The organism is Exiguobacterium algae (genome assembly GCF_018617875.1).
Classification (GTDB): domain Bacteria; phylum Bacillota; class Bacilli; order Exiguobacteriales; family Exiguobacteriaceae; genus Exiguobacterium; species Exiguobacterium algae.
Window position 1 is genome coordinate 218541 of sequence record NZ_JACSKZ010000003.1, and the last position, 26658, is coordinate 245198.

The window sequence follows — 26658 nt, forward strand, 5'->3', positions numbered from 1 at the left end:
GGAATGCGTCCTGATTCTTGCGCTTATGGTCGCACTATTATACCAAACTTCACCGCCATCGCCTGATCACGGACCAATAGAAAAGGGACTCATGACGAGTCCCTGATCCCCGTTATTTTAATGTGATGCTCACGTTGTCGATTACGATATCATGCGCACCAAGTGGTGAATCACCTGTGTGACCCATCAAGAATTTCAATCCAGTCATGTCAGTGATCGGCATTGTCAATTCATAAGTGAATGTTTTCGTTTCCGGACCGACTGCAGCTACCTCGCTCAAGTAGCGATAGTAACCTGCATTCTCCACTGTCACTTCGAACGTGCGAGCGACCGTTGAAGACGCATCAAACTGAACGACGTACGTTTGGTCTTTATGCAACTCAAGTCCACCTTGTTCCATCAAGACGCTCCACGCTTCTTGTCCTTCTTGTCCGATTGAGACAAGTGCCGCTTCATTCACGGCTTGAATCGCTGCTTGCGCGTCAAAGTGGATATATGAACCCCAATTCGTGAATCCATCCGCGAACGTACCGTTTTTAAGCGGAGATGGGTCCATGTAGATTGGCGTCACATCAAACATTTCAACATCATCAATCTCAATGACGCCTTTGTCCGAGCCAAGAACGAATTGTAATTGACTCATCAAATCAGTAGCCGACTCCATCGTGAATTTCACTTCATATGTGTCGAACTCATCTGTCAATGCGATGTTTTGGAGTGGGAGATAAACATCTCCGTCTGCTCCGACGAATCCGACTTGAAGACCATCTAGACGTTCCGCACGTGCATTGAAGCGGACGACATATTCACGACCTTCAGTCAATTGAATTCCTTTTTGAACGAGTGTAGCCGGTTCACCTTTTTTCTTGTTCGTTTCGAAACGGAAGTGACGGGCGGTCGGGTCAACTGTGCCCGTTCCTTTTGTCACGCCAGAATCGAACGTCCAATACGTCAACCGGTCCATCGCACCTTGGTCGAATGTTCCATTGTATACGAGGTTGCCGTCACCAAGTGCCGGTTTCGTCGCATCTGGGTCGAACGCTTCGCGTGGTGCTTGCTCTACGCGCACATTTCCGATTTGAACACCGGCTGTGCTGAGTCCGACGTTGAACTCAAGGCGTGCCGCAAGGTCCGTTTCTTCCGTCATGTCGAACGTGAGTGAGTATGTTTGGACGTCTGTTGTTAAATCAAACGCACCTTCATCAGAGTACTTCGCATATCCACGTTCTGCACCACCGCCTACTTTCACAGCGATTGAGCGTGCCTCGTCCGCACTTGCATCAAACGTCACTTTATAATGTCCACCTTGTGCGAGTGACACGTGTTGAATCAACTGATGCGAGTATGGCTGGCTTCCAGCTTCACTGATTGAAATATCCGCAAAGCGTGAACCTGCTAAATCAATTACGTCTACTGAACCTACACCGCCAAAGTCAGGAAGCGCGACATAGTTCCAGTATGTCGGATCGAGTGTTTGTGAACCGTTCGTCACGGTCGTGATCGGTTGGGCGTAATCTTCATCATAGATGAGGTTTCCGTCTTCTAACGGTTGTTTCGCGCCTTCCGGCAACACGATGGCTTCATCAGAATATGTCGGTTCGACCGCTTCACGGTAGTCACGGTTTTTCAAATCAAAGACACGTACGTAGTCGACTTCCATTTCAGCAGGGAATGGTGTCGTCTCATCAACGTCTCCATCGAACCAACCACCGACTGCCAAGTTCATGACCAAGTAGAAGTCCTGGTCAAACGGTGCCGGGTAGCTGAATTTCGTCGCCTTGTTATTACCTTTGGCATACCAGTCGTTTTGTGTTTGATAAAGGTTTCCGTCTACATACCAACGAATTTCGCCTGGCTCCCATTCGACCGCGTATGTATGCCAGCTGTCGATGCCGTCTCCTTCAGCGAAGTGATAATCTTTTCCTGTATACTTGTTGTTCGGCCAAGTCTCACCATAGTGAATCGTGCCGGCCACTTTATCCGGTTGGCTTCCCCAAGATTCCATGATGTCGATTTCACCCGATGCAGCCCATCCACCGTAACGGTCTTCTTCCGGCAGCATCCAAAATGCCGGCCATAACCCTTTACCTGTTGGAAGTTTGGCTTTCATCTCATAACGACCGTACGTTTTATTAAACAAACCTTTTGTCGACAACTTCGCAGACGTGTAATCGTACGTCCCTAACTCATCTGTCGTCTGTTCCCGTTTTGCACGAATGACGAGCTTCCCGTCTTCTACGAAAGCGTTTTCGTTTTTGTCCGTGTAATATTGCTTTTCGTTGTTTCCCCAACCAGGTGCCACCGGATTGCCGTCTTGATCAATGATCCAGTTCCCCGTTTCAAAGTTCCACTTGGTGCGGTCGATTTCATTCTGGTTGAATTCGTCTGACCAGACAAGCTTCCACTTCGTGTTGTCGGGCTTGTTACCTTGGTTTTCAGCAGGTGCATCTTGAGCGAACGAGAGGGCCAGTCCCGTTCCAAGTGCGAGTGCGACCCATTTCTTCATTCCATTTCCTCCTTCAACATGAAAATAGGCAGGGACGAACGATCGACCTTGCCTGACTTGAGTAACATACTACTATTCCGAGCAACTTACGAAAGCGCTTTCGTAAGCGTTTTCATGGCTTCATTATAAATTTCTTCCATTCTTCGTTCAACTATTTTCTGAATTTGCAATCAGTTTGTCACAAAAAAACCATTGCCTCCTGATTCGACAATGGTTCCACGTTTATTTTCCTTCAAAGTGAGCAATTCCGCCCCATTGTTTTCGCATCGCAAACAAGGTGGAAATGAGCGACCCATAGTACGGAATAAATGTTCCTTCCTGGATCATCTGAAGGATGGTTTCCTCATCTGCCCATTTCACGGCTTGTACTTCAGATTCCTGAAGGGTCAATTTCTTCAAGTCCACTTCTGCTTCGACAAGGTAGATGTCATCAAATCCTTCCTTGAAGTTCACCGTGAGATGCGGGCGTGTCTCCGACAAATCAAGCCTCAATCCAATCTCTTCCTCGAGTTCCCGCATCGCCGCTTCCTGGCTCGAATCTCCAACCGTGGCACTCCCACCCACCGTGAGATCCCACATGTTGGCCCACCCTTCTTTGAACGGTTGACGCTGTTGAATCAACATTTGGCCTTTATCATTAAATACACAAACGTGAATGACGAGGTGGTAATCTCCGGCCGGCAATCGACTTCCCCGTTTCCACGTACGGTCTGTCTTCTCCCGGTCGACCGTATACACATCCCAAAATTCCATTGTGTCCTCTCCCTTACGTTGCAGCACTTGAAGCGGCGGCTTGATCGGCTTTCGCACAATCGATTGCCACCACGATGGCAATTAAAAGATGTTCCATCTCCGATTCTTCGACCCGAATTTCATAGCTGTCTCCCCAAGTGAACCATTTCTTTTGTACACTGCCTACCGAGCGCCCGTTTTTCGTCACTTCAAAGTCCATATCCCACCAGTCTCCCTGAACGTCCACTCCGGCGGCATCAATCGCATACCTCGGTTTGAAGAACGTGAACTCTTTGGAGATTGTCAGCATGTCCCGGCCGTCGACCTCAACAAAAAATTGCGGCAGGAAGCTGAAGACTTTCTTCGTGATGATGGCGACAGTTTGATCCGACACATCATTGATCGTAAACGACTTCGGGAATTTCATGAAACTCCCTTCGACAAAATACAAATCGTGCCCATCCGCGTCTTTGATGGTGAACCGTCCACGTAAACTGAACACTTTTTGTTTCATGTATAACGTTCGCATCGTGATCCCTCCGATTTTCTTCATTACCCTTTATACGGGAACTCATCCCGAAAAGTTTCGATGACCATAAAAAACCGCGCGATGATTCATCGCACGGTGAACTCAATTATTTGTTTTTAATTCGTCCATGGTTTTTAAGAAGATCAAAGATGCGTTTCGCTTGGTCCGTATTGTCACTAAATCCGACAAAGTTTTCTTTTTGTGGTCCAAACGCATATACCGGTACATCGTCACCTGTGTGACCGCCTGTCGTCCAACCTGTACCTGAACGCGTATCAAAGATTTTCTCGATTGCATTATCGATTTCTGTTACATCGTTTGTTGTTGCCGCTTCTTTCACCGATTGAATCTCTTCGTCTGTCAAATCAAGATCGATATACTTGTTCAAGACCGTCTCAACGTCCTCACCTGCTTCAATTTGTTTTGCCATGAAGTCTGGTGTCCGTTTGGCAGCTTGAATCGGTGCCGGATTCCAGTTGTACTCCCCATCTGAACCGATTGAGATCCCACCAGTTGAGTGGTCCGCTGTGACGATGACCAATGTCTCACCGTTTTCTTTTGCGAAGTCACGAACAACTTCAAACGCTTTTTCAAAGTCTTTCATCTCACTCATCGCACCAACGACATCGTTATCGTGGCCGGCCCAGTCGATTTGACTACCTTCGACCATAAGGAAAAAGCCGTCATCGTTGCCTTTCAAGCGATCGAGAGCAGACGTTGTCATATCTGCAAGGCTTGGCTGCGCCTCGTCACGGTCAATCATTTTGTCCATGCCTTTCTCAGCGAATAGACCAAGTACTTGCTTGTTCTGATCCTGTTTCATTTCCTCCGCTGATTTCACGTAGCTATAGCCATCTTGTTGGAATTGTTTGGCAAGGTTACGGTCTGAACGTTCGAAGAATTTCGTTCCGCCACCTAACATGACGTCCACTTTGTGTTCTCCATTAATGAGTTCGTCATAATAATCGTTTGCGATGGCATCCTCGCTCTTACGCGACTCTTCGTGCGCACCGAATGAGGCAGGTGTCGCGTGTGTAATTTGAGATGTCGCGACAAGACCTGTTGACATCCCATTCTCTTTTGCTTGTTCAAGCACTGTCTTCACGTCTGTCAAATCGTTATCGACAGCGATTGCGTTGTTATATGTTTTTACCCCGGCACTCATAGCAGTCGCTGCCGCTGCTGAATCGGTTACGTTCTCTTCAGCATCTTCCGGATAAGTAGTCTGCATACCAACCAAGTGCGAGTCAAATGCTGTCGGTTCCATTTCAACTGTATCTAAGTCGTCGTTCATGTAACGAAGCCCCGTCATGTATGGCGTACCCATTCCGTCTCCAATCATGAAGATGACGTTTTTCGCTTTGTGATTATTGGAATCCTTCGCTTCTGCTTCTAAGTTTTGTTGTTGAACGCCTACCATTCCACCAAGTGCGAGTGTCGAGACAACTGCGAGCGGAACAAATTTCTTCATTGTGTTTTTCATCGGTGAACCCTCCTGAATTTGTACTACCCTTGTAGCGTAACGAAGAAATGTAAAGAACTATTTTCAATAGCAATACAGCACTGTATAGATTTTGTAAAAGAACAATTGAGAAAATGGGTGACCTCATTTGAGGTCACCCATTCGTCTTTACCCTTGTTTTATCTAAATCGAATCCGATGAAGCAATTGCTACATAAACAATATCATTCATTAAATTAACTTTCTTTCGTGAACTCAAACGATTATCCCGCTCATACGGATTCACTTTCTGATTGGTGGTCTTCATATTCAAATAAAGTCGTTCGGTTCCGTCCATACAATTTTGATTGATACATTGCCATGTCAGCTCGTTCGATGATCACGGTTGACGAAAGATCCGTTTCTTGAGAATCCGCCACACCGATAGAAATGGTGATTGGTTTCCCTGTCGGACTTGGCGTTTTTGATACGGCTTCCCGCAAACGCTCCGCAATCTCATACGCCTCATAAAGATCCGTATGAGGGAGCCATACCGCGAACTCTTCTCCTCCGTAACGGAAACTAAGCGCACCCTCCACCTCGATTTCGCGCAAGTGCTCGGCAAGTTGTTTGATGACTTCGTCTCCAATCAAATGACCGTATGTATCATTAATGAATTTAAAATGATCAATATCTAACAGGAGAAGCGAGGCCTGTGCCTGTTGGTGAAACGCCTTTTCAATGACCTGGTCAAACATCTTCCGGTTAATCAAACCGGTCAATCCATCGAGTTGAACCTGATTGCACAGCAATTCATGATAATCGTTCAAGTGGTAATAAAGCTGACGAATCTCCCGGATTGCAGCGTAATGTTTGGAGCGGTTCAACTGTTCAGTTCGACTCATCATGCCATGCTCTTCTTCGGTCATCTGTTTCAACCAATCCGATGTTTGGCGAATCGGATGAATAATCGTCCGATTGAAATAGAGATAGATAAACCATGACAGGAGAAGCGAAACCACGACCACCAGAATCAAACTGCCGTACACCAACTGTTTGATGGAGGCCGTTTCCTCTTTATTATTGTTCAAATGTGCCGTCTCGATTTTATTTATCTGGTTGATCAATTGCGTGATATCTGATTTCGTTTCGCTCGTCATCGTGGTGAGCGTCTGTAGTTCCTGATCCGCATTCAAATTTCCGCTTGATGCAATAGAGAGATTCAAACGATCAATGATTTGTTCATTTTCTTCGCTCCATTGATTGAGCGCTTTTTTCAATTGATAGACCAGTTCTTTTTGTTCCGGCCGATTCGTGACGCTACTCGTGACGGAGTGAATCGCTTGCTCAAATTCACGTTTTGTCTTATCTAGAACGACTTGAGGGTCTTTCGAGAGAAATTCGCCATTATGTATGAGCTTTTTTCCTGTCTCGACTTCGACTAACGAAATATGGTCGAGCGTAATCTCATGTGCCGCCATCATCTGATTGTCCGATACATTCCCAAAAGCGAATACAAGCTGGACAGATGGATCTTGTGATTCATTCATTTGAAACTCAATTGAATATTGCTCCATTTCACGAGTGATGGGGACGACATTGACATGATATTTATTGTAGTAATTGCTGTTTTCAATCATGATTTGGATTGGCCGCTCGACGGTCGATGCGGCATCAAATGTGAGCCGGTACTGCTGTTGAGGATTCAGCGTGAAGGACCCCTGCATGACCTCCACTGACCACGGCAGCAACCCGCTCGAATTGACCGCTACGTCGAGTTGCTCGTTGTCCATTCTAAATTTCGCATCCGCTCCTTGCGTCGGATCCACAAAACTCTTCCAACCGTTCCCCGAAAAATGTTCCCATATGTCGCGCTCCACTTTATTCGCTGACTTTTCGATAAAATCCATTTTCATCAAGACATTATAGGAATCATTCGTCAATTGATTCATTTTACTCAATCGTTCAATCCCGAAAAATGAACTCGCTCCAATCAGCACCATCATCACAAAAATGAGAAAGAATGCTGATAGCATGATTCCTTTTATGTTTTCTGTAAATGACCTGAATAGTTTTCCTACTGTTCGGCTCATCCTCATTTCCCTTCCGTCCCCATCTATTTTCATCAAATCTTCTATGTACGTTCGTCGCGGTATAGCTTTAATCGTTACACTGACTTCTACACTTATTATAAAGCGCTTTCACAAGGAATCCAATCTACTTCCCCATTTTATCCTTTCATTTCTTGATTGACCCGATCAACAGGAAAAACCTGCCTCCTATTAAGAGACAGGTTTGCTGTTTCGTTAAAACTTATCCGTTTTTCATACTAAACTCGTCTGCCAACGTGAACGAAATTTCTTTCACTTCCAACCCGCTGAGCGCGAAGTAGAGTTGAAGATAGTTGTGTTGGTTCAGGAAGAACAGTTGTTTTGTCTGCGTCACCCATTCCCCGTCTGTACCGTTAAAGGTGAAGGTTGGTCCCGGGATGTTGTTCGCAAACAACGTGACCGGCATTTGCGCCAACTCCCCTGCATTTGAGCGGGCTGTCAACGTGACGTCATACGTCCCTGTCTGGTCGACCGAGATAGCAAACACATGCTTGTTTCCTGTTGCCGTGTCCACTTGCTGCAAGTCGACACTTTCGCCGCTCTCAAGATGCTGATAATCCAGGTTGAAATCAAGCGTCTGGTCTGCATCATCCTCGAATCCGATTACCTCGACGGATCCGTCATGGAGCCCAAGTACGCGTTCCATCGCCGGTGACTTCAAGATGAACGAGCAAATATTGTGCGCACTGCGTAATAGCTCGCCGCGCGTCACGATTCCTTCTGCTAACGAAGCCATCGTGTTGTCCTCGAATGAGTTGAGGTCTGGACGGTCCACAACCATATACAAATCATTCTGTGAGCGAACCATCGCTGCCGTATTTTGGCGATTCGCCGACTCGTCTTCGCGGAAGTTCACTTTGGCCCACCAGTCTGTCATGACGATTCCTTCGAAGCCCCACTCATCACGGAGGACGCGTGTGTTCTGGTCATACAATCCGGCGGTCCAGATTCCGTTGACAGCACCGTAGGTTGTCATGATCGAAGAAGCCTTCCCTTCTTTGACCGCCATTTCAAATCCTTTTAAGTAAATCTCACGCAATGCACGTTCCGATACGACCGAGTCGATATCATGGCGGTGTGCTTCCTGGTTGTTGGCACTGAAGTGCTTCAACGTCCCTGTCACACCGACACGGTGCATCCCGTTCAATTGGGCGACCGCCATTTTTCCAGTCAAATGCGGGTCTTCTGAGAAGTACTCGAAGTTACGTCCGTTGAGTGGGTTCCGATGAATGTTCATTCCTGGTCCAAGCAACGTATCCACACGGTTTTTACGCATCTCAAGACCTGTCATCTCGAACAAGTCTTCCACGAGTCCGGTGTTAAACGTTGATGCCAAGAGCGTTCCGTTCGGCAAAGCGAACGCCTTTGTTCCAACATCCATCCGAATGCCGGACGGACCATCCGCACAACATGCCGCCGGAATATCGAGCTCGTTCAAGCGATCCGATACGCCGCCAAACGCAGCTGCCGTACCCGGTGTGACACGCGGTGAGTTCATCCCTTGTCCACGGACGATACAAGCCAGATCCTCGTCAGTCAGTTGGTCGAGGAATGCGTCGAGCGCAACCTTCCCATGATGGACGTCACTCAGTTTGTGACCGTTGTCACCAGAATACGCACGTTCAGCAGGACGTTCTTCCAGGTAACGCGTCTCGATATCAACTGAACGAAGCGGTGTCGCTTCATACCCGACAGTGAAGTCTTCTCCTTCCTGGACAGGCTTCATCCGTTCGAACGGAAGGACTGGAGCCATGTTCTCGCTCAACGTTTCAACGACCTGTAAGTCTTCAAGTTCATAATCCAGGACGGCGGAAGCAACGCGGACATCGGTTCCAGCATAAATTCGATACGTCCCTGCTTCGAGAACGAAACTTGATTCGTGCCCCGTCACACCTGAGTCATCATAACTCGCAAAGTCGGTTACCGGTACATGGAAGTCAAGCGTCTGTTGTTCACCCGGTTCGAGTAATAACGTCTTCTCGAATGCGATCAACGCGCGTGACGGATTTCCGAGACGTCCTTGTGGTTTCTCGACATACAATTGAACGACTTCTTTCCCGTCACACGCTCCTGTGTTCTTGACTGCAATCTGTACAGAGATGACGCCGTCACGCTCAGTCGCTTCGACTACATCTGTTTCAAACGATGTATACGATAAACCGAAGCCGAACGGATAGAGCACTTCATCCTTGGCGAACGTTTCAAAATAACGATATCCGACATAAATGTCTTCCTGATAAATCCCTTTGTCAGCATGTCCGAAGTTCTTCGTAGACGGATAATCTTCAATCGAGCGTGCAATCGTGTCCGTCAATTTCCCAGACGGGCTGACGTCCCCGACCAATACGTCGACAAGCCCTTTACCACCCTCGATTCCACCTTGCCATGCATACAGTATCGCAGTCGGTTGATCGGCCCATTTCATATCGATAATGTTCCCGACGTTCAAGACAACGACCGTCTTCTTGAATCGTTTTGAGACGCGTTCAATCATGGCTGATTCGATGTCTGTGAGCAAATAGCTGCCCGGGTCGGCCGTGTTATCACGGTCTTCACCCGCCGTACGCCCGATGATGATGAGGGCGACATCTGATTCGTTCGCAGCCTGCTCGACGAGTTCTTCCGAGACTTCCATTTCCTGTTGTGACCATGGCTCGCCTGCCCAGCCTACACCCTGATCGAACGGGTTCTCGTTCACCCATGCTTCGTACGTCTCGAAAAGGGATTCATTAATCTGAATGCCTGCTTGACCTTGTAACGCTTCGAGCGGTGTCGTGACATGTCCAACGTTGACCATCCCGCCTGAACCTGTGCCGCTCTTATAGTAATGGAATTGGCTGCGCCCAAATACAGCCAGCTTCGTGCCTGTCTGTAATGGAAGCGTCGCTTCTTCGTTTTTGACCAATACAACGCCTTCCGCGACAGCCTGACGTGCCAACTCTTCATAACGATTCCAATCTAACGTGTACGTTTTCATTTTACGATCTCCTTTAGTCCTTTAGCGATTTCGTTCATACAATCTTCTGCCTGAGGATAGTCCCCCAGTTTGTCCATGAACGCATGGTCCATGCCCCGATATTGAATCAATCGGGTTGCTACGCCGTCCCTTGCCAATTTTCGAGCGTACGCCTCACCTTCCAGCCGTAAGTAATCATATTCGGCAGTGACGATGAGAGCGGGTGGTAGTCCGGATAAATCATCCGCCAGCAGCGGCGAGACAAGCGGATGGGTGACATCGGCTTGTCCTTGCAGATACAGGTCGTTTAGTAACCCGTCCGAGTCCGCAAGTGATAACACGATCGATTGAATCAAATCGTGATGGTGACGAATCTCATACTTTTCGATGTCCCACTCAAAATCCTCCGTCGGAATCGAACCAAGATTGACGACCGGATAGACGAGCGCCTGGTAATGAATCCAATTCGTCCCTTGCGCCCGGTCCATCAAGCAACAGGCGGTAGCCAAATTTCCTCCGGCGCTGTCTCCGGCTACGCCAATCCGGTCTTTCAAAATATGGAGTGCCTCTGCCTGCTTATGCGCCCATTCAACCGCCCGGAAACAGTCATGTAAACCTGCTGGGAACGGGTGCTCGGGCGCGAGGCGGTAATCGACCGAGATGACGACGGCATTCGCTCTTTCTGCGAGAATCTTGCACGGGTTTTCGACCGTGTCGAGTGACCCGCCGAAGAAGCCGCCACCGTGGAAGAACAAAATGGCCGGCAATGCTTCAGTGGAGTCCGGACGATATAATCGGACCGGGATATCCGCTTCAAGATGCGAAATCACATGTCGTTCGGTCGTCACGTTCGTCGTTGTGACATCATGGTTCGGCCAGCCCATGCTGGCACGGACTTCTTCTAAATCAAACGGCGGTGGTTCTTCATCCTGATTTCCCGAGAAATCATAGGCAGACACGACGTCGAGCACACGTGGGTCGAGGTCTCCGGAGACGTCAGAATCCGGAATCGGTTTCATAATGACGTCCACGCCATCTTCCATCGAACCCGTCGCCTTTTCTAGCTGATGGACCAGAGATGTATATTGTATTTTTTGCATTTTCACTTTCTTCCCTCTCTTCTTCTGCAACATTTCCGTTGCTTTATTCGCTTTATGGAATCAAATCAGTCATAATGAACTGTATTCGAAATTGCGATTGAATATTTTTCCTTGAAAAAGGTTTATGAAAGAATGAGGTACACGAATGAATAAACAACAATTCACTGATTACCGCCTAAGCGACGAGATCACTCGCGCGTTAGGCATTATGAAATACGAATCACCGACCGAGGTGCAACAGCAGGTCATCCCGCGTGCGCTCGAACGCGAAGACTTGATCGTCAAAGCGCAGACTGGGAGCGGGAAAACTGCTGCTTTCGGGATTCCGGTCATCGAACTCATCGACTGGGCCGAAAACAAACCACAGGTCCTCGTCTTGACGCCGACACGCGAACTTGCCGTTCAAGTCCGGGAAGACATGACAAACATCGGGCGTTTCAAACGAATCAAAGCGACAGCCGTTTACGGGAAAGAACCGTTCTCGAAACAGCGTGAAGAATTGAAACAAAAGACACATATCGTTGTCGGGACACCGGGTCGCGTCATGGACCACATCGAGCGCGAGACGCTCTCCCTCGACAAAGTCGAGTACTTGATCATCGATGAAGCGGACGAGATGCTCAATCGCGGCTTCCACGCTGACGTTGAGAAGATCCTTCAACAGTTGCCAAAAGAGCGTGTCACGATGGTCTTCTCTGCGACGTTCCCTCAAGATATCGAACGTCTCTGTCAGAAACATATGAATGCTCCAGCACGTGTCGCCATCGAATCGAAAGGCATGACCGCGTCAACAATCGAGCACCGCTTGCTCCCTGTTCATCGGAACGAGAAACTTGCTGTCCTCCAAGACATCACGGTCGTTGAGAACCCGGACAGCTGCATCATCTTCTGTCGGACAAAAGAGAACGTCGATACGGTGTACGCTGAGCTCGACAAAGCCGGCTATTCGGCTGAACGTCTTCACGGTGGACTCGAACAGGAAGACCGTTTCGCCGTCATGAACGGCTTCAAGATGGGGAACTTCCGCTATCTCGTGGCGACAGACGTCGCAGCGCGCGGAATCGATGTCGATAACGTCGAGCTCGTCATCAACTATGACGTTCCTGTCGAAAAAGAAAGCTATGTGCACCGGACAGGTCGTACCGGACGTGCCGGCAAACAAGGGACGGCCATCACGCTCATGACGCGTCAGGAAGAACGCCTCATCGGAGCAATCGAATCATATGTTCAATTCGAGATTCCGATGATGGATGCCCCGACTGAAGCGGAAGTAGCCGCTAACCAAGAGGCCTTTGAGCAAAAGTTGAGCGGACGACGCGTCGTTCGAAACAACAAGACGGCTCGCATCAATCAGGACATCATGAAGCTTCACTTCAGCGGTGGGAAGAAGAAAAAACTTCGCGCTGTCGACTTCGTCGGAACGATTGCCAAAATTCCTGGTGTATCGGCTGACGACATCGGGATCATCACGATCAATGACCAGATGACGTACGTCGATATCCTCAACGGAAAAGGATCGATTGTCCTTCAAGCGATGGAAACGACACCGGTCAAAGGCAAGAAATTAAAAGTGAGTAAAGCGCGTAAATAATAATCAGCAAGGACCTCAAAGCCAATTCGTCTTTGAGGTCCTTTTCATTCCTACTTGCTTATGGTTGGAACGGGTTAAAACCTTCAATCGCATAAATCAACCAACCTGTCCCAGAGACAGATTCGACACTCTTCATTGTCCAATATCCATTGTTCGTACCGAGTAATGAGTAAGGAACGCCACCCGTTCCGTAGAAGTCTTGAATTTTGATGATTTCATTGAGGAAGTAGTCCGCATCAGCCGTTCTACCATCCATTTTGAGCGAGACAACCATTTGACCTTGTCCCTCAAACCAAATGTCGTTCGTATCACCATTGAAGTCGAATCCTTCGATTGTGATCGTGCTGCCTTTCACTCGCTTCGTTTGTGTATTGCGATGGGTATTCATGACGTACGTCAAACCGCGGTTATAATCGTGGGTGCCAGTCGTACCAAGCGCTTGTACTCCCCATGCATTCGTATCCATCGGATTGTTCGGGTCATTGCGACCTGCCCAGAAGAACCCTTCTGTGTCTTGCCATGCTTCTGTGTCTAGGAACGTTTTGACTTCAGCTGCTTCTTGCGTGTATCCGTAATGAGATAGCATCGCGTACGCATCCTGGTTATGCTCAGTCGATGCCCAAGTGAGCACACTTCCTGTCGTATCCAATCCACCGTTGATCCCGCCGTCCGCTTGTTGGAATTGAAGCGACCAATCAATCGCACGTGTCGCCATATCGCGGTACGTTACCGTATCGCCTGTGTCGACTTCATATTTCGCGATTGCCATGACCACCCAAAGTACAGGACCGACATGTTGGTTGAACTCTTGCACCGACAAACTGTTGCAGTAGTAAGCTGTATACCAAGATCCTTCAGCCGTCTGTAAACCTTTTAAGGCGTCCAAAACGGATTTAGCACTCGCCGTATCACCTTTTAACAAGAAAGCAATCGCAGCAACCGCTTGATCGTATGTATACGAAATCTGTTGCGCGTCCGAAAAACTATCGACAAGACCCGTGGTGCATTGCTGACTCTTCAACCAATTGTAGGCGTTATCTGAGGCAGTTGCGGTATTGGTCACAGCAAACGATGACGACGGGGCAGCAAAAATCACGACAAAGCTAAGTAAAGCGAGCAAGACGTTCTTCAACTTGAGCATGGTAGACCTCCTAATGTGAGTTTCCGAAAGCGCTTTCGATAAACCGCAAAAAAAATACTTGGTCCCTATTTATAAAAAAACGATTAGAAAACGTTTTCATTAGCATCATAACTGTTAGCGATAGAGAATTCAACCTTCGTCACCTTATTGTTAAAAAAAGCTCAAGGGGTGCCTTGAGCTCAATCTTCCTGATACGTTGTCGTTCCTTGTCGAATCGTAATTCGTCTGATGAATCGATTGGTCGCGGTCAACAAGTTACATATACGCTGTATTCATTTCCAGCAATTCAGTCGGGTGCATGCAACCTCTTCCCTGACTTGATTAGTCGAGTGATTCTTCAGAAATCAACTTGAATCCTTCGATTTCCATGTCTTCCTCTACCTCAATCAATAAGCACCGTTTCCCTTTATAATTCACTTGTTTCACGTACTTCAAGTCTTGTGGGCTGATTGCGATATTCGCTACTTTCGTGTTGATTTTAATCGATTTTGACGTGTATTTCGGGACGACACTGGTTGCTTTCATCTCGTACTTCTCATCATCGACGACTTGTTTAAAGGCCTGTTCGACTTTCTCTGTCGTGACGTCCTCGACACCGCTTGCTCTGAGCACGACTTCGACCGCGCGCGCGTCCATTGTCGGGATTGTCTCTTCTTCTTGTTCGCTTTCTTCCTCTGCAACGATCATCTGATTGATTTCATCGTAAACGGTCGCAAGCGTCCGGGCGTCCACTTCTTCTCCAATCACCGCTTTGACAACTTCTTCAAAGACCGCCTTCTCTTCGACAGCTGTCACGATTTCCGACCCGTTCAATACGTTCTCGATGAAATGCATGTCGGGCTGATGCGCCTTCGGTGACGCATACAAGACGTGGTTGACGTCGGCCGCGTTGTCTGTGAAGCAAGGGAACAAAAAGCCACCGACCGGTGATTCGAGCTTGATGACCGGATTCATGAACAGGCTCGCCTTGAATTCACGCTCGATGAAGTCAAAGACGAGTGATTTTTTCGGAAGCTCGGTCGGGCTGAGACTCCCGAGGATGAATTTCGTCGTATATACTTCGTCGTTCGCATGAATCTCCGACTCTTCCGAATGACGGTTCGTCGGTTTGTAATAATTCCCCCGAATGAACGTGACGACCATATCCTGCTCAAACGGTACTTCTTTCACCATCTTCAAGGCAATCCGTTGCATATAGTCCGTCCACTCTTCTGTTTCCTCTGTTCGGAGTCCTTCATATAGTAAACCTTGCGTGTGATCAACCTGACCTTCCTCCGGATACTGAAACTTCACTTCGAACAACTTCTCATCCAGCTTTCCGCCGAGTACTTTTTTGAAGTTCGTCAAGAAGAGTTCCTGTTGCTCTTCTTCAAGGAACGGGAACGGACGTAGCTCCTCATAGTAAATTTCATTCGTCTCTTGCCGGATGTAGATCGTATAAATATCAGCAATCTTCAGCTTGGTCGCATTGATCTTGAACTGTCGCCGAAGCGCCGCGATGTCTTTTTTGTTCATTTGTTTCCACTCCTTCGCTCCACAATAAAAAAGCCGAACCGCAACGATGGCGATTCGACTTTGATTATACCAATTCTTTATCTGTTAGAACCAACCTTGTATTTCTCGAGCAACGTTTTCGGAATATGACAATAATCATCTGGGCATCTTGTCAGTCGATCCTGATGCTCATCTGCGCTTCGTACGTAGTTTGTGAGAGGTTTGACTTCAACCGCGATTCGTCCTGCATCCGACCGGCCATCAATAAACGCTCGGGCCTCTACTAAATGGTGAGGGACTTCACTGTATACACCGGTCCGATACTTCTCCCCAATATCGATGCCTTGTTGATTGACGCTGTAAGGATCAATGATTTCGAACAAGTAGCGCATCAACCGTTCAACCGTAACGATGGTCGGGTCGAACGTCGTCTTGACGCACTCCGCATAGCCGTCATAATCGCCCTCAAGCGTATCGGTCGTCCCGTTCGCACGGCCCGCTTCTGTTGAGAGGACACCGGGTAACGTCTTCACAAATTCCTGGACACCCCATAGGCATCCGCCGGCTAAATAGATCGTTTCGATTCAAATCACTCCTGTCCCTTATGCGCCACATGATCCGGAATATACCCAAGTCGCTTCAAGTCCTCGTAAACGAGCGTAGACAGCAACTTCCGGCCTTTTCCGTTCAAATGGTCCGGGTTGTGAAAATACGCTCTTTTGTGGGCAAACCGCTCATCGTTCATGTAATTCAAAAACGGTACATCGAGATTCAACTCTTCCAGATGTTGAAACACCATCTGTTCCATCACCGCATCGTCAAAATAGCTTTGATACGAGGCGTGGACGGGCTCCATCGCCAAGACGACATGGTATCCACGCTCTTTACAGTACTCGACGATATCTTGCAGGTGAGCCATGTTTTGTTCAATGTCACGATGCTTGACCGCCTCTTCGTATTGAGCCGCAACCGACTCATACTTTCGTTGCGAATAGTTGAGACCGTTATTCACCCAAGGCTTGTGAACGTCCCATCTAAAGTCTCGAATTTCCCGGGAAATAGCAGCGTATGCACTCCCGCTATTTAACGCCGGAAGGGCGGAATACGTGTAGTAATCGAACCAACTGACCGGCTCAATGTCCTCACGGTCCAATACATGATAATAGTTTTCCTTGTGACTGACTTCCTTGTTGCTGAAGGTGATTTGAGAGAGCGAAACGATGACGACCCCACCTGGTTTGAGCTGTTCATCAAATTCTTTCAGCATCTTCAAGTCATATTCAATCGTCTGGCTCGGTAACGCTAAATCGAGATGGGACAAGCCGGAAGGTTTAAAATAATAACCGAACATCGCATGCGATGTCCCCAAGTTAATAATGTCAACGGGATATGGCGATTCTTTAAACGCCAATATGGCACGATTATTGTTATATGCCCACGACTCTTTCACGAACTCGTTGACGGGAATGAAGATTACAATCATGACGAGTAACACGACGACGATTTTGATTCCTAAACGCTTCATGCTAATTCCTTTCCATCCATCTTAAAACCCACCGTATACAAATCCTTGGCTCGACACGCCAAACAAGAAAGCCGAGACAATCAAGAACAAGTTGATGGCCACACTCGTCACAGGAGACTGACGTGCCATCCAATCCCATGCCGACCCTTTTGTCCGTTCAACATGCTGGAACAGATGGACGGTGAGAAATACGACCAAAAAGATGATTAAATCGAGTAATGAAAACATCTGAATCGCCTGCATCATGCCTGACGGTGCCCATGAGGCTGGGGTCACATACAATTTGGCATGTGAGAACGCTTCTCCCATCGAATGCGATTGAAAGAAGACTCTTGAGAAACAGACCAACTGGAACGTCACGGCGATTTTCCACCAATGGTGTAACGTCGGTATGCGATTTATGCCAACCCAAGCGGCCATTTTTTCACGTTGCTGTCTCGTATGGTCCCCAAACACGCGGTAAATCCCATGAATGAGTCCCCAGAGCACAAAGTTCCATGCCGCTCCGTGCCAAATGCCGCTCACTAAAAACGTCATGATGATAGCCACGTAAATCTGTTGCCGCTTTTTCTTTCCTTTGGCTAACGGCATAAAGATATAGTCCCGGAGCCACGTCGACAGCGTGATGTGCCACCTGTTCCAAAAGTCTGCAATCGACACCGCGAAGTGCGGTTGTTTGAAGTTTTCCGTCAGCTTGATTCCGAACAGCCGCGCGGAACCAATGGCGATATCACTACACGCTGAAAAATCAGCGAACAATTGAATCGAGAAGAGCATGGTCGCCAGGACAATTTCTGATCCTGTCGGGTCCGGACTATTAAACACACTGGAGACGATGGGTGCCAAGCGATCTGCAATCAAAGTCTTTTTGAAGAAGCCCCAGATGATGCGCTGAATTCCATAACGAACATTGTCATAATCGAGATGCTGTTCTGTTTTTAATTGAGGCAGCAGCTTTTTCGCACGCTCGATCGGACCCGCCACAAGTTGCGGAAAGAAGGCGAAATATACCGAGAAATACCCGTAATGACGCTCTGCCTTTTGTTTTCCCCGGTAAATGTCGACCACATAGCTGATTGCTTGGAATGTATAAAACGAAATGGCCAACGGCAGGATGATTTCTTTGTATGGAACGTCATAGTTGAACCCGCTCCAGTCAGCAAATGCCCGGAGCGAGTCGTTGACGAAATTAAAATATTTGAACCACCCGAGGAATAAGACGAGTACCGACACGCCGACCCACATGAGTCGTTTTTTCTGCTGCTTTCTTTCCTGTCGCTCAATCAGAATCCCGATGACGTATGTGAATGCCGTACTAGTCAACAACAACGGGATAAATTGAACACTGAGCGCGGCATAAAACACATATCCTGCAAAAAGTAACAGAAGCCATCTGAATCGGTGTGGGATCGCATAGTAGATGGCTACAATCATTGTTAAAAATAAGAGAAATTCAATTGAAATAAAGCTCATGTTTATCACCTGACTCATTTAAACGAACGAATGCGATGAGCGTGTCGATGTCCCAATAGCTGAAATCAGGTAGTCGCCAATTCTCGCTTCGGTAATTCGGCGTACAGAATTTTTCCAAATCGATTCCGAGGAACTTGCTCAATCTGCATCACGTTGACGCCTTTCACGTTTAATTGTGCTTTCACGATTTTTTTTATTTCTGAGGTTTCATCTTGCAGCGTGTAGATGATCAGTTGATCGTCCTCGCCTGCACAAATACAGTCATGACCGTACGACTCGAGCAACGACTCGACCTCATCCAAACTGATTCGACTACCATACATTTTGATCATGCGTTTCATACGACCAGCAATAAAGAAGTAACCGTCATCGTCCATATAGGCCATGTCACCCGTACGGAGTACCCCATGATGTTCGTCTCCGTTGGCGAGATCGGTCAACGAGTGCGCATACCCGAACGATACGTTGTCCCCCCGGTAGATCAATTCTCCGGTCACGTTCGAATCGACAATCTCGTTTCCGGCTTCATCTTGTAAGGATAAGCTTCCTCCGGGAATCGGGATGCCGATGCTTCCCGCTTTCTCCAGATTCATCTCATGCGGTAAATAAGACATGCGGGCGGTCGCTTCCGTCTGACCGTACATCATGAAGAACTGAATGCCTTTCCGCTCGCAAACGGTCGCAAAATGCCGCGCTAGCTTGGGGCTCAATTTTCCGCCTGCCTGCGTCAATTTCTTCAAGCTCGGGATGTCATACGTCTCAAACTTCAAGCGCTTTAACATCTCATAATGGAAGGGCACCCCACCAAACGTCGTCGCCTCATGCGTTCGGCACAGCTCCCAAAATTCTTTTTGAACGATCGAGCGGTCTGTCAAAATCACACTCGCTCCCTGAATGAGATGGCTGTTCAGGATTGAAAGTCCATAGGAATAATTCATCGGGAGCGTCGTGATCGGCTTATCGTCCCCTTGGATATCGAGGTACTGCGCAATCGAGACAGCGTTCGATGATAGGTTCTGATACGTTAAACGCACGAGCTTCGGACTGCCCGTGCTCCCGGATGTCGTCAACAGGAGGGCCAATTCTTCATGAAGGTCGTGCTGTACGTTCGTCCCGCGTTCAAATAACGCATAATCCCCGAAGGTGAATAACACATCCATGTTTTCTACCAAATCCTCACGCTCGGCACTGGCCCAAATGTGCGTCGGTTCATAAAGCTCGATCAATTTCTCTAATTGTGCGCTCGGAATCGCCGCGTCCAACAAAACCGGGACGACCTGCCCGCGAAGAAACCCGACATACCCGAACAATGACTCTTCGTTGTTGGTGCATAAACTAAAAATGAGGGTTCGTTCGCCGACTGCACGACCAATCGAATCCGCGGTTTCCAGCATTTCAGAGTACGTATACTGTCGATTCGTATAAACGGCAGGCCGATCTGCATACTTCTCTAAATCTTCGAAAAGCATCATGAACGAAAGTCCACCCCGAGCCGTGTCAATAACTCCATTCCAGTTTGATATGAAGTGAACTCCGTCATTTCATCCGAGTCGATATACACGTCAAAAGCATCCTCAAGCTCTGCGATCAACGTCATATGTCCGATGGAGTCCCATTCTTTCGTCATGCCGAGTTCCAGGTTTTCGTAGACTACCGACTCGTCTAATTCCAGTCCGTTCATAAACGCCAATTTGTATTTCTCAATATTCGTCATCGTATCCATCCCCTCAATCTATCGTGTACATCCTAATCTATCTATTTCATTCATTGATAATGATAATCATTTACCTTCGTGATTTTATCACAGCCCTTTTCAAACGGTCAATCTCACCTCCTGCATGTAGCAACGGACTGCATAAAAAAACTGCAGAACCCTGTCTGCAGTCTAAAAATTCGATGACGTTGTAAGTGCTGTGTTTTTGCTCCTTACCACGGCAAGGATAATGTCTTGATTTTTGCTTCCCATAAAGCACGGAGCGCTTTCAACTCGTCTTTCGATAGTGTTCCTTCTAACGCGGCCAGGTTATGACGCAGTTGTTCCACATGTCTTGCCCCTGGGATTGTCGTCGAGACTTCTTCATAGGCAAGGATATATTGTAACGCCGCCTGGACCATCGAGCGGTCTTCTCCAATTAGATGACGGATGCTTTCGACTAAATTCGCACGTTGTTGAATTTGTTCTTCCGTCCATCTGCCCCGGATACCGGTGAACGTGCTGTGTCCATCATATTTCCCGGTCAACCACCCGGAGTCGAGCGGGATTTTCGCGATAATGCCGACACCTTTTTTGTGGGCTCTCCGAATGGCTTCGAGCGGTTCCTGATGTAGTACGTTGAACATGACTTCAATGACCTGACTATCCGTCTCGTTCAGCAACGCCTCGACTTCTCTTCCCGAATCGACCGAGGCGCCGTACGCACGAATCTTTCCTTCTGCTTTAAGCTGTTCGAGCAACTCAAACTGTGGAGAATGGCTCAGCGTTTCAAAAGGAGGATTATGTAGTAATAAGCAGTCCAGATAATCCGTCTGCAGACGTTGCAAGCTTCCTTCTACAGAGGCACGTAACGCATCCGGCTCAAAATTCAATCCCCCGTCTGCATGATGTCCGCACTTACTGCTGATGACGACTTGATCGCGTTTTCCTTGAATCGCCCGTCCGATGAGCGTTTCACTTTTTCCACCCCCATAGTTCGGAGCCGTGTCAAAGAAATTACACCCTTTCGCCATGGCGGTTTGTACGAGTTGAATCGCTTCCGCATCTGTCATCTGGCCCCAGTCCTTCTCGTTACCTAACTGCCAGGCGCCAAATCCAATTTCGGATACTTCGATGCCTGTCTGTCCTAATTTACGTTGGTTCATGCGTTGCGTTCACCCTTTCCGAGATCATATTCCAATTGTAAATCGAGTGGTTCATGCTCGTATACGTCTTCCACGATTTCTTCAGCCAAAACACAACCCATCGCGTCATAAAAGTGATACGTATCGATGGCCGGATTCGCTCCGATATATAGTTTTTCCGCATCCCGTAAAGTCGCTTCACGGCAAACCTGATCAAACAACACCTTCCCGAGACCTTTGCCCCGGTGTGGTCGGCCGACATGGATAAAGCCGAGGTTCACATACTGACCGCGGCTTCCGAGCGGCTTGCCGTTCAATCCGGCGAAGCCAAGCAACGTCTCATCAGACTGGATTGCGATGACGACACCACCAAGGTCGATATAGTAGTTGAGGATGTCGATGACTTGCTGCTTCTTCTCGTCATCCCACTCATCAATATAATGCTCGTCTTTTTGCTGCAATTCACCTGACGCGTCTACGTAATAGATACGGGTTGTTTCCTGGAAACGTTCGAATGTGTTTAGAAAATCGGGATTGATTGTTTGAGTCAGGGTTTTGATGGTGTAATTCGTCATATGGGTCACTCCTTTATCCCTATTATGCAATGTTAGGCAATGAAAGTGACCGTTGACATGAAATAACGGCATAAAGAAAAAGACGACCATCCGAGAATGACCGCCAGCATCCAATCCGTTTAAAAGAACTCAATCGTCACATTTTCGTATCCATTTGTCTTTAAGAAGGTGGTTAAGAGTTCTTGAATTCTCTTATCTGCTTCGTCCAAGAAACCTTGATCAATTTTTTGTTTCTCTATGCGCTCTTTTTCTTTATTGATATCATCAATAATTTGCTGAGAAGAGTAGTCTAAGAAAATATTACCTTCATAACTATATCATTAAACACTTTGAGTATTATCGATTTGAGTTTTTAAGTACCTTACACATTTCACTAATAGCAAGTTCTTTTAAATGTATTTCTGTCCTCCAGCGACGAGGGTGTGAAAAGCGTTTTTTCTCGTCTATTGCTACTATTAATCTATCGGCAATTACTTGTGACCAACTTATTAAGTCTGAGACATTTTCAGAAAAAACATTATTTACAAAGCCCATAATAATAAAATTTGATGACTTACAAGCTTCTAAAAAGGCTTGTTCATTGTTAGTAGCAGGATCGTGTAAAATGCTTAGGTCGACACTATTACTTTTTTCTATGACATCTTTCACTTTTTTATGGTATTCTTCTGCTTTCTTTCCCTTTTTCTGAACAATATTGGAGATGTTAAAAATCTGCACGATTCCATCAGGAGATCCTAGGTTAGCCTGCTTGTAGCCTTCCCGAACTACTTCAATAAGGTTCTGCATTGTAAGGTCAGCATAATCTTCAGTCTCTAACACATTCAGGAGACCTTTTCCACTTTTGAAATCTGCCCAACCCTCGGTGTGCTTAAAATCAAATGAACCAGGATTAGTCATAAAAACAGTACCTATTATAGCATCAGATGAACCAAACTTAATCTTTGTATTTTGACGAATGAGTAGAACCTCATCTTGATTAATTATTCGTGTCATTCGTGCAGTAATACGCTCAGGATATTTCCTTACCATGAAAGCACCTCTTTAATATTTATCTTTCTGGTCTATTGAAACTAATTGATCACACCTACAAATCTCACAAACAATTAACAATTCTTCCGTATCCTTCTGTTCTCCATCAGGACTATATACTCCAAAGTTTCTACTGTCGCATTTCTTGCATCGATGGTTACCAAATGGATCATCTTATTTAGCTAAAAGATTTTCAAAAGATGATGCTACTGTGGCACATAAAGTTAAGCATATGTGAACGCTAGAATAAAATTGACAGTTTTTTCTCGATACGATTTTATACTATTGCCGAAGAATCAGAACAGCACTGTCAACAGCGTTGATTACACAGCACTCCGATAATACAAAAATTATCAGAAAAATACATCCACCTTTTTCTAATTATATGGAATAATTTAATTAAATTCATTAAGGAAAATGGAGGATATAGATGATATATTTAGAAATTAGGTATCTAGAATATGATGTTGAACAATTAGTAAATGATTCTTCAAATTCAATTGTGAAATTTAGAAATACCTATGATATTAATATTGATGCAGACAAGCTTTACAATGATTTGAACAATTTAATTTGTGTTAAAAGACAAGATGGTTTTTATATAAGAGTTAATAAAAGTCTTAATGACATTCAAGTGATCATTGAAATTAATATCTACGAACATCTTGATGAAAATTACAATAATCAAAACGAAAGTGAAAGTTATGAACATATCTTGAGTTACTTTGAAAACTTAAATATGCAGAACGTAGAGGAACAAATCAATGAATGCATCGACCCAGATATGTTGATTTACACTCATGAGTTATCAGAGGAAAAATTCGCAGAACTAAAACAAGAGTTAAGTAAATATGACATTGACGTAGTAAAATTAAATAAATCTATTCATAGACAAGAGCAAGGCGCAGGTGGTTGGTGGGAAGAATTTATTATTGGTGTCATTTGTAGTGGGGTAACATATGATTTATCTAAAAATCTAGTGAAGTCCATTATTACAAAAGTGCTTGAATCACCCTATACAAGTGAAGGTTTGGATGTGCAAACATTATTAGATAGTGTTACTGAGGTAATAGACACTAATCGCACTAGCTTAAAGATAAGCGAATTTAAATTACGTGAAGATGGTAAATACAGTGTAGTTCTTTATGACAGGTATGATACCTATTTGATAGTTTGTAAATCTTCAGGAGAAATAGAACAGATTAAAAAACAGCAAAATTCTTATACACACATCTAATGAATATTATTAAAATCACATTTTGATTAATTTATAACTCAAGAAAAATCCTACTCAAGAAAATATTGAGTAGGATTTTTTGTGCATGGAAATCTCATTTACTTATGATACGGTTCTCCGTATCGCATCTAAATGAGGTTATTCATTAATAATTATTCTAGATTTATATAAGATTCAATTATGTGTGCTGACATGAAAGCAGGTCCAATCATCAATGTTCTTATATATTCCACAATATTCTTAAGCGCAGTTTTAAACTCATTTCTATCACCATCAAATAGTACTAACACCTCCCATTCGTCCCCTTCTTCTCTACCGTCACTTAAAAAATCTTTTATTGCACTATTATCCTGCTTATATGCAAATCGACCGTAATGATAGTTTTTCACTGTCTCTCGAAACTGTTGATGAGTCGCACGCAGTAAACCTAAAACATCGTAAGTGGCATTTATCTCATGTTCATCAATCCAAATTCCTATACCTAGTAAGTTTTTTAACAGAAAAGGACCCATGACAATTGTTTCGAACGGCAAATAATAATTACTATTAACTTCTAAATATCTTGCCATATCATCAAATCCACGATTTGGGGACATATACCATTCAAAATTTTGTGACTGATAACTTCTATTCCTAATTTTAGGTTTAGTGATCACTTGTTTTAAAACCAGGTAATTTTTGCTTTTAATCAACGACATACATATGCTATGAAAAACGTATTGAAGAGGTAGTTCTTTAACTTTCAATAATATGGTGTTACCATCCCCTGAAGAAAGAATTGTTAACCGCTCCAATGAGCTAATCAATAAGTCTTTATAGGAATCCGCTTGGTAATATGCAATTACAGTTAGTAGACAAACTAACTCTCTTGATTGTTCTTCTACTTTTGGAACCCATTCTTTCACCAATTCATCGCTAGATTTTCTTTTTTCATTGGCATTAAAACTTTTCATATTCTCGATAAGAACTTCTGTTTCACTTGTTATAAAATCATTAATTTCAATAGTTCGGTTTTGAGTTAAAAGTTTTTTAAGTCTACTAATTTTCATTGCAAGCGTATCAGGATTCAACTTTTTATTTTGATTTATGCTTAAAACATTTTCTTTTAATTGGTAAAAGAAAATGTCTGCGCCTCTGTTATCTACAATTACATGTGCATCTCTAAATTCAACTACTTCATGTGCCGCCGGGTTAAGATGCTCATTAAAGTTATGCCAATACCAAGAATATCTTCTTCCTACCACACTCCGAATAGTATGTTTGAGCGCCGTATCCCACTCTGCAGACCAACCCGAAACAATCATTCCATAGTCATTAAAAACTTGCTTCAGTAACCCTTTAAGTTCCGGGGAGTATTCCTTCAGCTCATCCGTAATATTTTTAAAACGCATATCACGATAATCGCCATGTACTTTAATGATTGTACATTCCGCGTGTGTAAGTGGTCTCATTCCTTCGATATCTGAATCATGATAAAGCGTTTGATATTGTACATTCAAGGCATCTAACGCTTGTTCCATTAGACGGTCAAAGTTTGTCGTTACAATTACTTTAATAAAGCCGTCATGTACTAACTCAGCAATAGCTTTATGAGCTTGAGTAGGGACTTTAAGTCCATGTTCTTGATCGTCTTTTGAAGGTTCAAAAAACTCTCTTAACAAGCCATTTCGATCCGAAGAAGTCTTCGCTAGCAACTCGATAACTTCATCGTAAGCAGGTTGCTTTCCGTACTTTTCCTCGTACCATTCTATTGCATTCGCTTTATCACTTCCTTGTACTTTCATTAATCTCCCGCATAGCGTCTCCAGTATGTGCCACCCTGTTGGTATGCCTGCTGAATAAGAAACTCCAGACCCAAGTAATAGTGCATACACCCCTTTATTTGATTCCATAGAAAACGATAGAGATACCATTTTATCGTCCATTGCCATCCTCCTCGACGTTTCAAGACTTCCTCACTATAAACAATTAGTTTATTTGACCTTGCTCTCCTTCTCTATTATTAAAAATAAACCTTGTTTCCGGGTCCTACAGTAAAAGCCGCTTAATAGGCGATATACGCGACTTTCGTTGATATAGAAGTCCATTTAGTCGTATCATGGATAAAAGCTGTTTTAAATGTCTATTCGGACGTGTAGAATCGATTTATCTTAGTTCGATGAGCCATCCTGAATATAAAGCAATATTCACTAAAAACAAAAAAGCGGAGGTGACCCCTCAGGATCATCTCCGCTTTTGTCCAAAAAATCGAATAACGTCTTCGTTTTATCATTTTCTGCGTTTAATAACTCGGAATATTTACAGGAAGAATAAAATACTATAGTTGAAAGAAATTAAAGCTTATTTACTTATCGTACGGTTCATCATAATGGAGATAAATA

The 26658-nt window shown here is 45.4% G+C and carries 20 protein-coding genes; 2 read left to right on the forward strand and 18 right to left on the reverse strand.

All coding sequences use genetic code 11. The features are described 5' to 3' along the window. Positions 1-112 precede the first annotated feature (112 nt). The 7 genes from KNP03_RS09830 to KNP03_RS09860 all read right to left on the reverse strand — a co-directional run bounded on the left by KNP03_RS09830 (position 113) and on the right by KNP03_RS09860 (position 11374). Positions 113-2506 (reverse strand): carbohydrate binding domain-containing protein, encoded by a 2394-nt coding sequence (locus tag KNP03_RS09830; protein ID WP_214828859.1) that lies wholly within the window; start codon positions 2504-2506, stop codon positions 113-115. Positions 2507-2728: 222 nt separating this feature from the next. After that, the gene (locus KNP03_RS09835) at positions 2729-3259 is read right to left on the reverse strand and encodes an NUDIX hydrolase (RefSeq protein WP_214828861.1); all 531 of its coding nucleotides are present in this window, start codon (positions 3257-3259) and stop codon (positions 2729-2731) included. A 13-nt stretch (positions 3260-3272) separates the two neighbouring features. After that, complete coding sequence (locus KNP03_RS09840; protein ID WP_214828863.1) at positions 3273-3767, reverse strand: LURP-one-related/scramblase family protein; 495 nt, start codon at positions 3765-3767, stop codon at positions 3273-3275. A 106-nt stretch (positions 3768-3873) separates the two neighbouring features. After that, positions 3874-5250: an alkaline phosphatase gene (locus KNP03_RS09845; RefSeq protein ID WP_214828865.1), complete on the reverse strand. Its 1377-nt coding sequence runs from the start codon at positions 5248-5250 to the stop codon at positions 3874-3876. 250 nt (positions 5251-5500) lie between these two features. Beyond that, a complete protein-coding gene (locus KNP03_RS09850; RefSeq protein WP_214828867.1) occupies positions 5501-7300 on the reverse strand; it encodes a GGDEF domain-containing protein in 1800 nt (599 codons plus the stop codon). Positions 7301-7520: 220 nt separating this feature from the next. After that, entirely contained in the window at positions 7521-10295 is a 2775-nt protein-coding gene (locus KNP03_RS09855) for a glycoside hydrolase family 3 protein (RefSeq protein ID WP_214828869.1), read from the reverse strand. Further along, a complete protein-coding gene (locus tag KNP03_RS09860; protein WP_214828871.1) occupies positions 10292-11374 on the reverse strand; it encodes an alpha/beta hydrolase in 1083 nt (360 codons plus the stop codon). Before KNP03_RS09860 ends, KNP03_RS09855 begins: the two co-directional genes overlap by 4 nt. 145 nt (positions 11375-11519) lie before the next feature. On the opposite strand from KNP03_RS09860, the gene KNP03_RS09865 reads away from it, so the two are divergent. After that, positions 11520-12965 (forward strand): DEAD/DEAH box helicase, encoded by a 1446-nt coding sequence (locus KNP03_RS09865; RefSeq protein ID WP_214828872.1) that lies wholly within the window; start codon positions 11520-11522, stop codon positions 12963-12965. 58 nt (positions 12966-13023) lie between these two features. Here KNP03_RS09865 and KNP03_RS09870 read toward each other — a convergent pair whose 3' ends face one another. The 10 genes from KNP03_RS09870 to KNP03_RS09915 form a co-directional block, all read right to left on the reverse strand. Continuing rightward, positions 13024-14106, reverse strand: coding sequence for a prenyltransferase/squalene oxidase repeat-containing protein (locus KNP03_RS09870; RefSeq protein ID WP_214828873.1), 1083 nt, complete (start codon positions 14104-14106; stop codon positions 13024-13026). 321 nt (positions 14107-14427) lie between these two features. Then, entirely contained in the window at positions 14428-15621 is a 1194-nt protein-coding gene (locus KNP03_RS09875; protein WP_214828874.1) for a DUF4317 domain-containing protein, read from the reverse strand. A gap of 77 nt (positions 15622-15698) precedes the next feature. Then, positions 15699-16184, reverse strand: coding sequence for a peptide-methionine (S)-S-oxide reductase (locus KNP03_RS09880; protein WP_214828968.1), 486 nt, complete (start codon positions 16182-16184; stop codon positions 15699-15701). Between the two features lie 5 nt (positions 16185-16189). Continuing rightward, positions 16190-17125 carry a hypothetical protein gene (locus tag KNP03_RS09885; protein ID WP_214828875.1) on the reverse strand — a complete coding sequence of 312 codons (936 nt, stop codon included), beginning with the start codon at positions 17123-17125 and terminating at the stop codon, positions 16190-16192. 21 nt (positions 17126-17146) lie between these two features. Further along, positions 17147-18598, reverse strand: a complete 1452-nt coding sequence (locus KNP03_RS09890; protein ID WP_214828876.1) for an MBOAT family O-acyltransferase — start codon at positions 18596-18598, stop codon at positions 17147-17149. A gap of 65 nt (positions 18599-18663) precedes the next feature. Further along, the gene (locus tag KNP03_RS09895; protein WP_214828878.1) at positions 18664-20070 is read right to left on the reverse strand and encodes an AMP-binding protein; all 1407 of its coding nucleotides are present in this window, start codon (positions 20068-20070) and stop codon (positions 18664-18666) included. Next, positions 20067-20312 (reverse strand): acyl carrier protein, encoded by a 246-nt coding sequence (locus KNP03_RS09900; RefSeq protein ID WP_214828880.1) that lies wholly within the window; start codon positions 20310-20312, stop codon positions 20067-20069. The genes KNP03_RS09895 and KNP03_RS09900 overlap by 4 nt, the downstream gene beginning before the upstream one ends. A 212-nt stretch (positions 20313-20524) precedes the next feature. Next, positions 20525-21457, reverse strand: a complete 933-nt coding sequence (locus KNP03_RS09905; RefSeq protein WP_214828882.1) for an aldo/keto reductase — start codon at positions 21455-21457, stop codon at positions 20525-20527. Beyond that, positions 21454-22011, reverse strand: coding sequence for a GNAT family N-acetyltransferase (locus KNP03_RS09910; RefSeq protein ID WP_214828884.1), 558 nt, complete (start codon positions 22009-22011; stop codon positions 21454-21456). The genes KNP03_RS09905 and KNP03_RS09910 overlap by 4 nt, the downstream gene beginning before the upstream one ends. A gap of 336 nt (positions 22012-22347) precedes the next feature. After that, complete coding sequence (locus tag KNP03_RS09915; RefSeq protein ID WP_214828886.1) at positions 22348-23040, reverse strand: hypothetical protein; 693 nt, start codon at positions 23038-23040, stop codon at positions 22348-22350. Between the two features lie 430 nt (positions 23041-23470). Here KNP03_RS09915 and KNP03_RS09920 point away from each other — a divergent pair, with 430 nt between their 5' ends. Beyond that, positions 23471-24277, forward strand: a complete 807-nt coding sequence (locus tag KNP03_RS09920) for a hypothetical protein (RefSeq protein WP_214828888.1) — start codon at positions 23471-23473, stop codon at positions 24275-24277. A 152-nt stretch (positions 24278-24429) separates the two neighbouring features. Here KNP03_RS09920 and KNP03_RS09925 read toward each other — a convergent pair whose 3' ends face one another. Further along, positions 24430-26202, reverse strand: coding sequence for an SIR2 family protein (locus KNP03_RS09925; protein WP_214828890.1), 1773 nt, complete (start codon positions 26200-26202; stop codon positions 24430-24432). Positions 26203-26658 lie beyond the last annotated feature (456 nt).

Excerpts from the sequence above, each read along its gene's own strand:
- KNP03_RS09830 (WP_214828859.1), bottom strand. The coding sequence starts at position 2,506 with ATGAAGAAATGGGTCGCACTCGCACTTGGAACGGGACTGGCCCTCTCG.
- KNP03_RS09835 (WP_214828861.1), bottom strand. The coding sequence starts at position 3,259 with ATGGAATTTTGGGATGTGTATACGGTCGACCGGGAGAAGACAGACCGT.
- KNP03_RS09840 (WP_214828863.1), bottom strand. The coding sequence starts at position 3,767 with ATGCGAACGTTATACATGAAACAAAAAGTGTTCAGTTTACGTGGACGG.
- KNP03_RS09845 (WP_214828865.1), bottom strand. The coding sequence starts at position 5,250 with ATGAAAAACACAATGAAGAAATTTGTTCCGCTCGCAGTTGTCTCGACA.
- KNP03_RS09850 (WP_214828867.1), bottom strand. The coding sequence starts at position 7,300 with ATGAGCCGAACAGTAGGAAAACTATTCAGGTCATTTACAGAAAACATA.
- KNP03_RS09855 (WP_214828869.1), bottom strand. The coding sequence starts at position 10,295 with ATGAAAACGTACACGTTAGATTGGAATCGTTATGAAGAGTTGGCACGT.
- KNP03_RS09860 (WP_214828871.1), bottom strand. The coding sequence starts at position 11,374 with ATGCAAAAAATACAATATACATCTCTGGTCCATCAGCTAGAAAAGGCG.
- KNP03_RS09865 (WP_214828872.1), top strand. The coding sequence starts at position 11,520 with ATGAATAAACAACAATTCACTGATTACCGCCTAAGCGACGAGATCACT.
- KNP03_RS09870 (WP_214828873.1), bottom strand. The coding sequence starts at position 14,106 with ATGCTCAAGTTGAAGAACGTCTTGCTCGCTTTACTTAGCTTTGTCGTG.
- KNP03_RS09875 (WP_214828874.1), bottom strand. The coding sequence starts at position 15,621 with ATGAACAAAAAAGACATCGCGGCGCTTCGGCGACAGTTCAAGATCAAT.
- KNP03_RS09885 (WP_214828875.1), bottom strand. The coding sequence starts at position 17,125 with ATGAAGCGTTTAGGAATCAAAATCGTCGTCGTGTTACTCGTCATGATT.
- KNP03_RS09890 (WP_214828876.1), bottom strand. The coding sequence starts at position 18,598 with ATGAGCTTTATTTCAATTGAATTTCTCTTATTTTTAACAATGATTGTA.
- KNP03_RS09895 (WP_214828878.1), bottom strand. The coding sequence starts at position 20,070 with ATGATGCTTTTCGAAGATTTAGAGAAGTATGCAGATCGGCCTGCCGTT.
- KNP03_RS09900 (WP_214828880.1), bottom strand. The coding sequence starts at position 20,312 with ATGACGAATATTGAGAAATACAAATTGGCGTTTATGAACGGACTGGAA.
- KNP03_RS09905 (WP_214828882.1), bottom strand. The coding sequence starts at position 21,457 with ATGAACCAACGTAAATTAGGACAGACAGGCATCGAAGTATCCGAAATT.
- KNP03_RS09910 (WP_214828884.1), bottom strand. The coding sequence starts at position 22,011 with ATGACGAATTACACCATCAAAACCCTGACTCAAACAATCAATCCCGAT.
- KNP03_RS09915 (WP_214828886.1), bottom strand. The coding sequence starts at position 23,040 with ATGGTAAGGAAATATCCTGAGCGTATTACTGCACGAATGACACGAATA.
- KNP03_RS09920 (WP_214828888.1), top strand. The coding sequence starts at position 23,471 with ATGATATATTTAGAAATTAGGTATCTAGAATATGATGTTGAACAATTA.
- KNP03_RS09925 (WP_214828890.1), bottom strand. The coding sequence starts at position 26,202 with ATGGACGATAAAATGGTATCTCTATCGTTTTCTATGGAATCAAATAAA.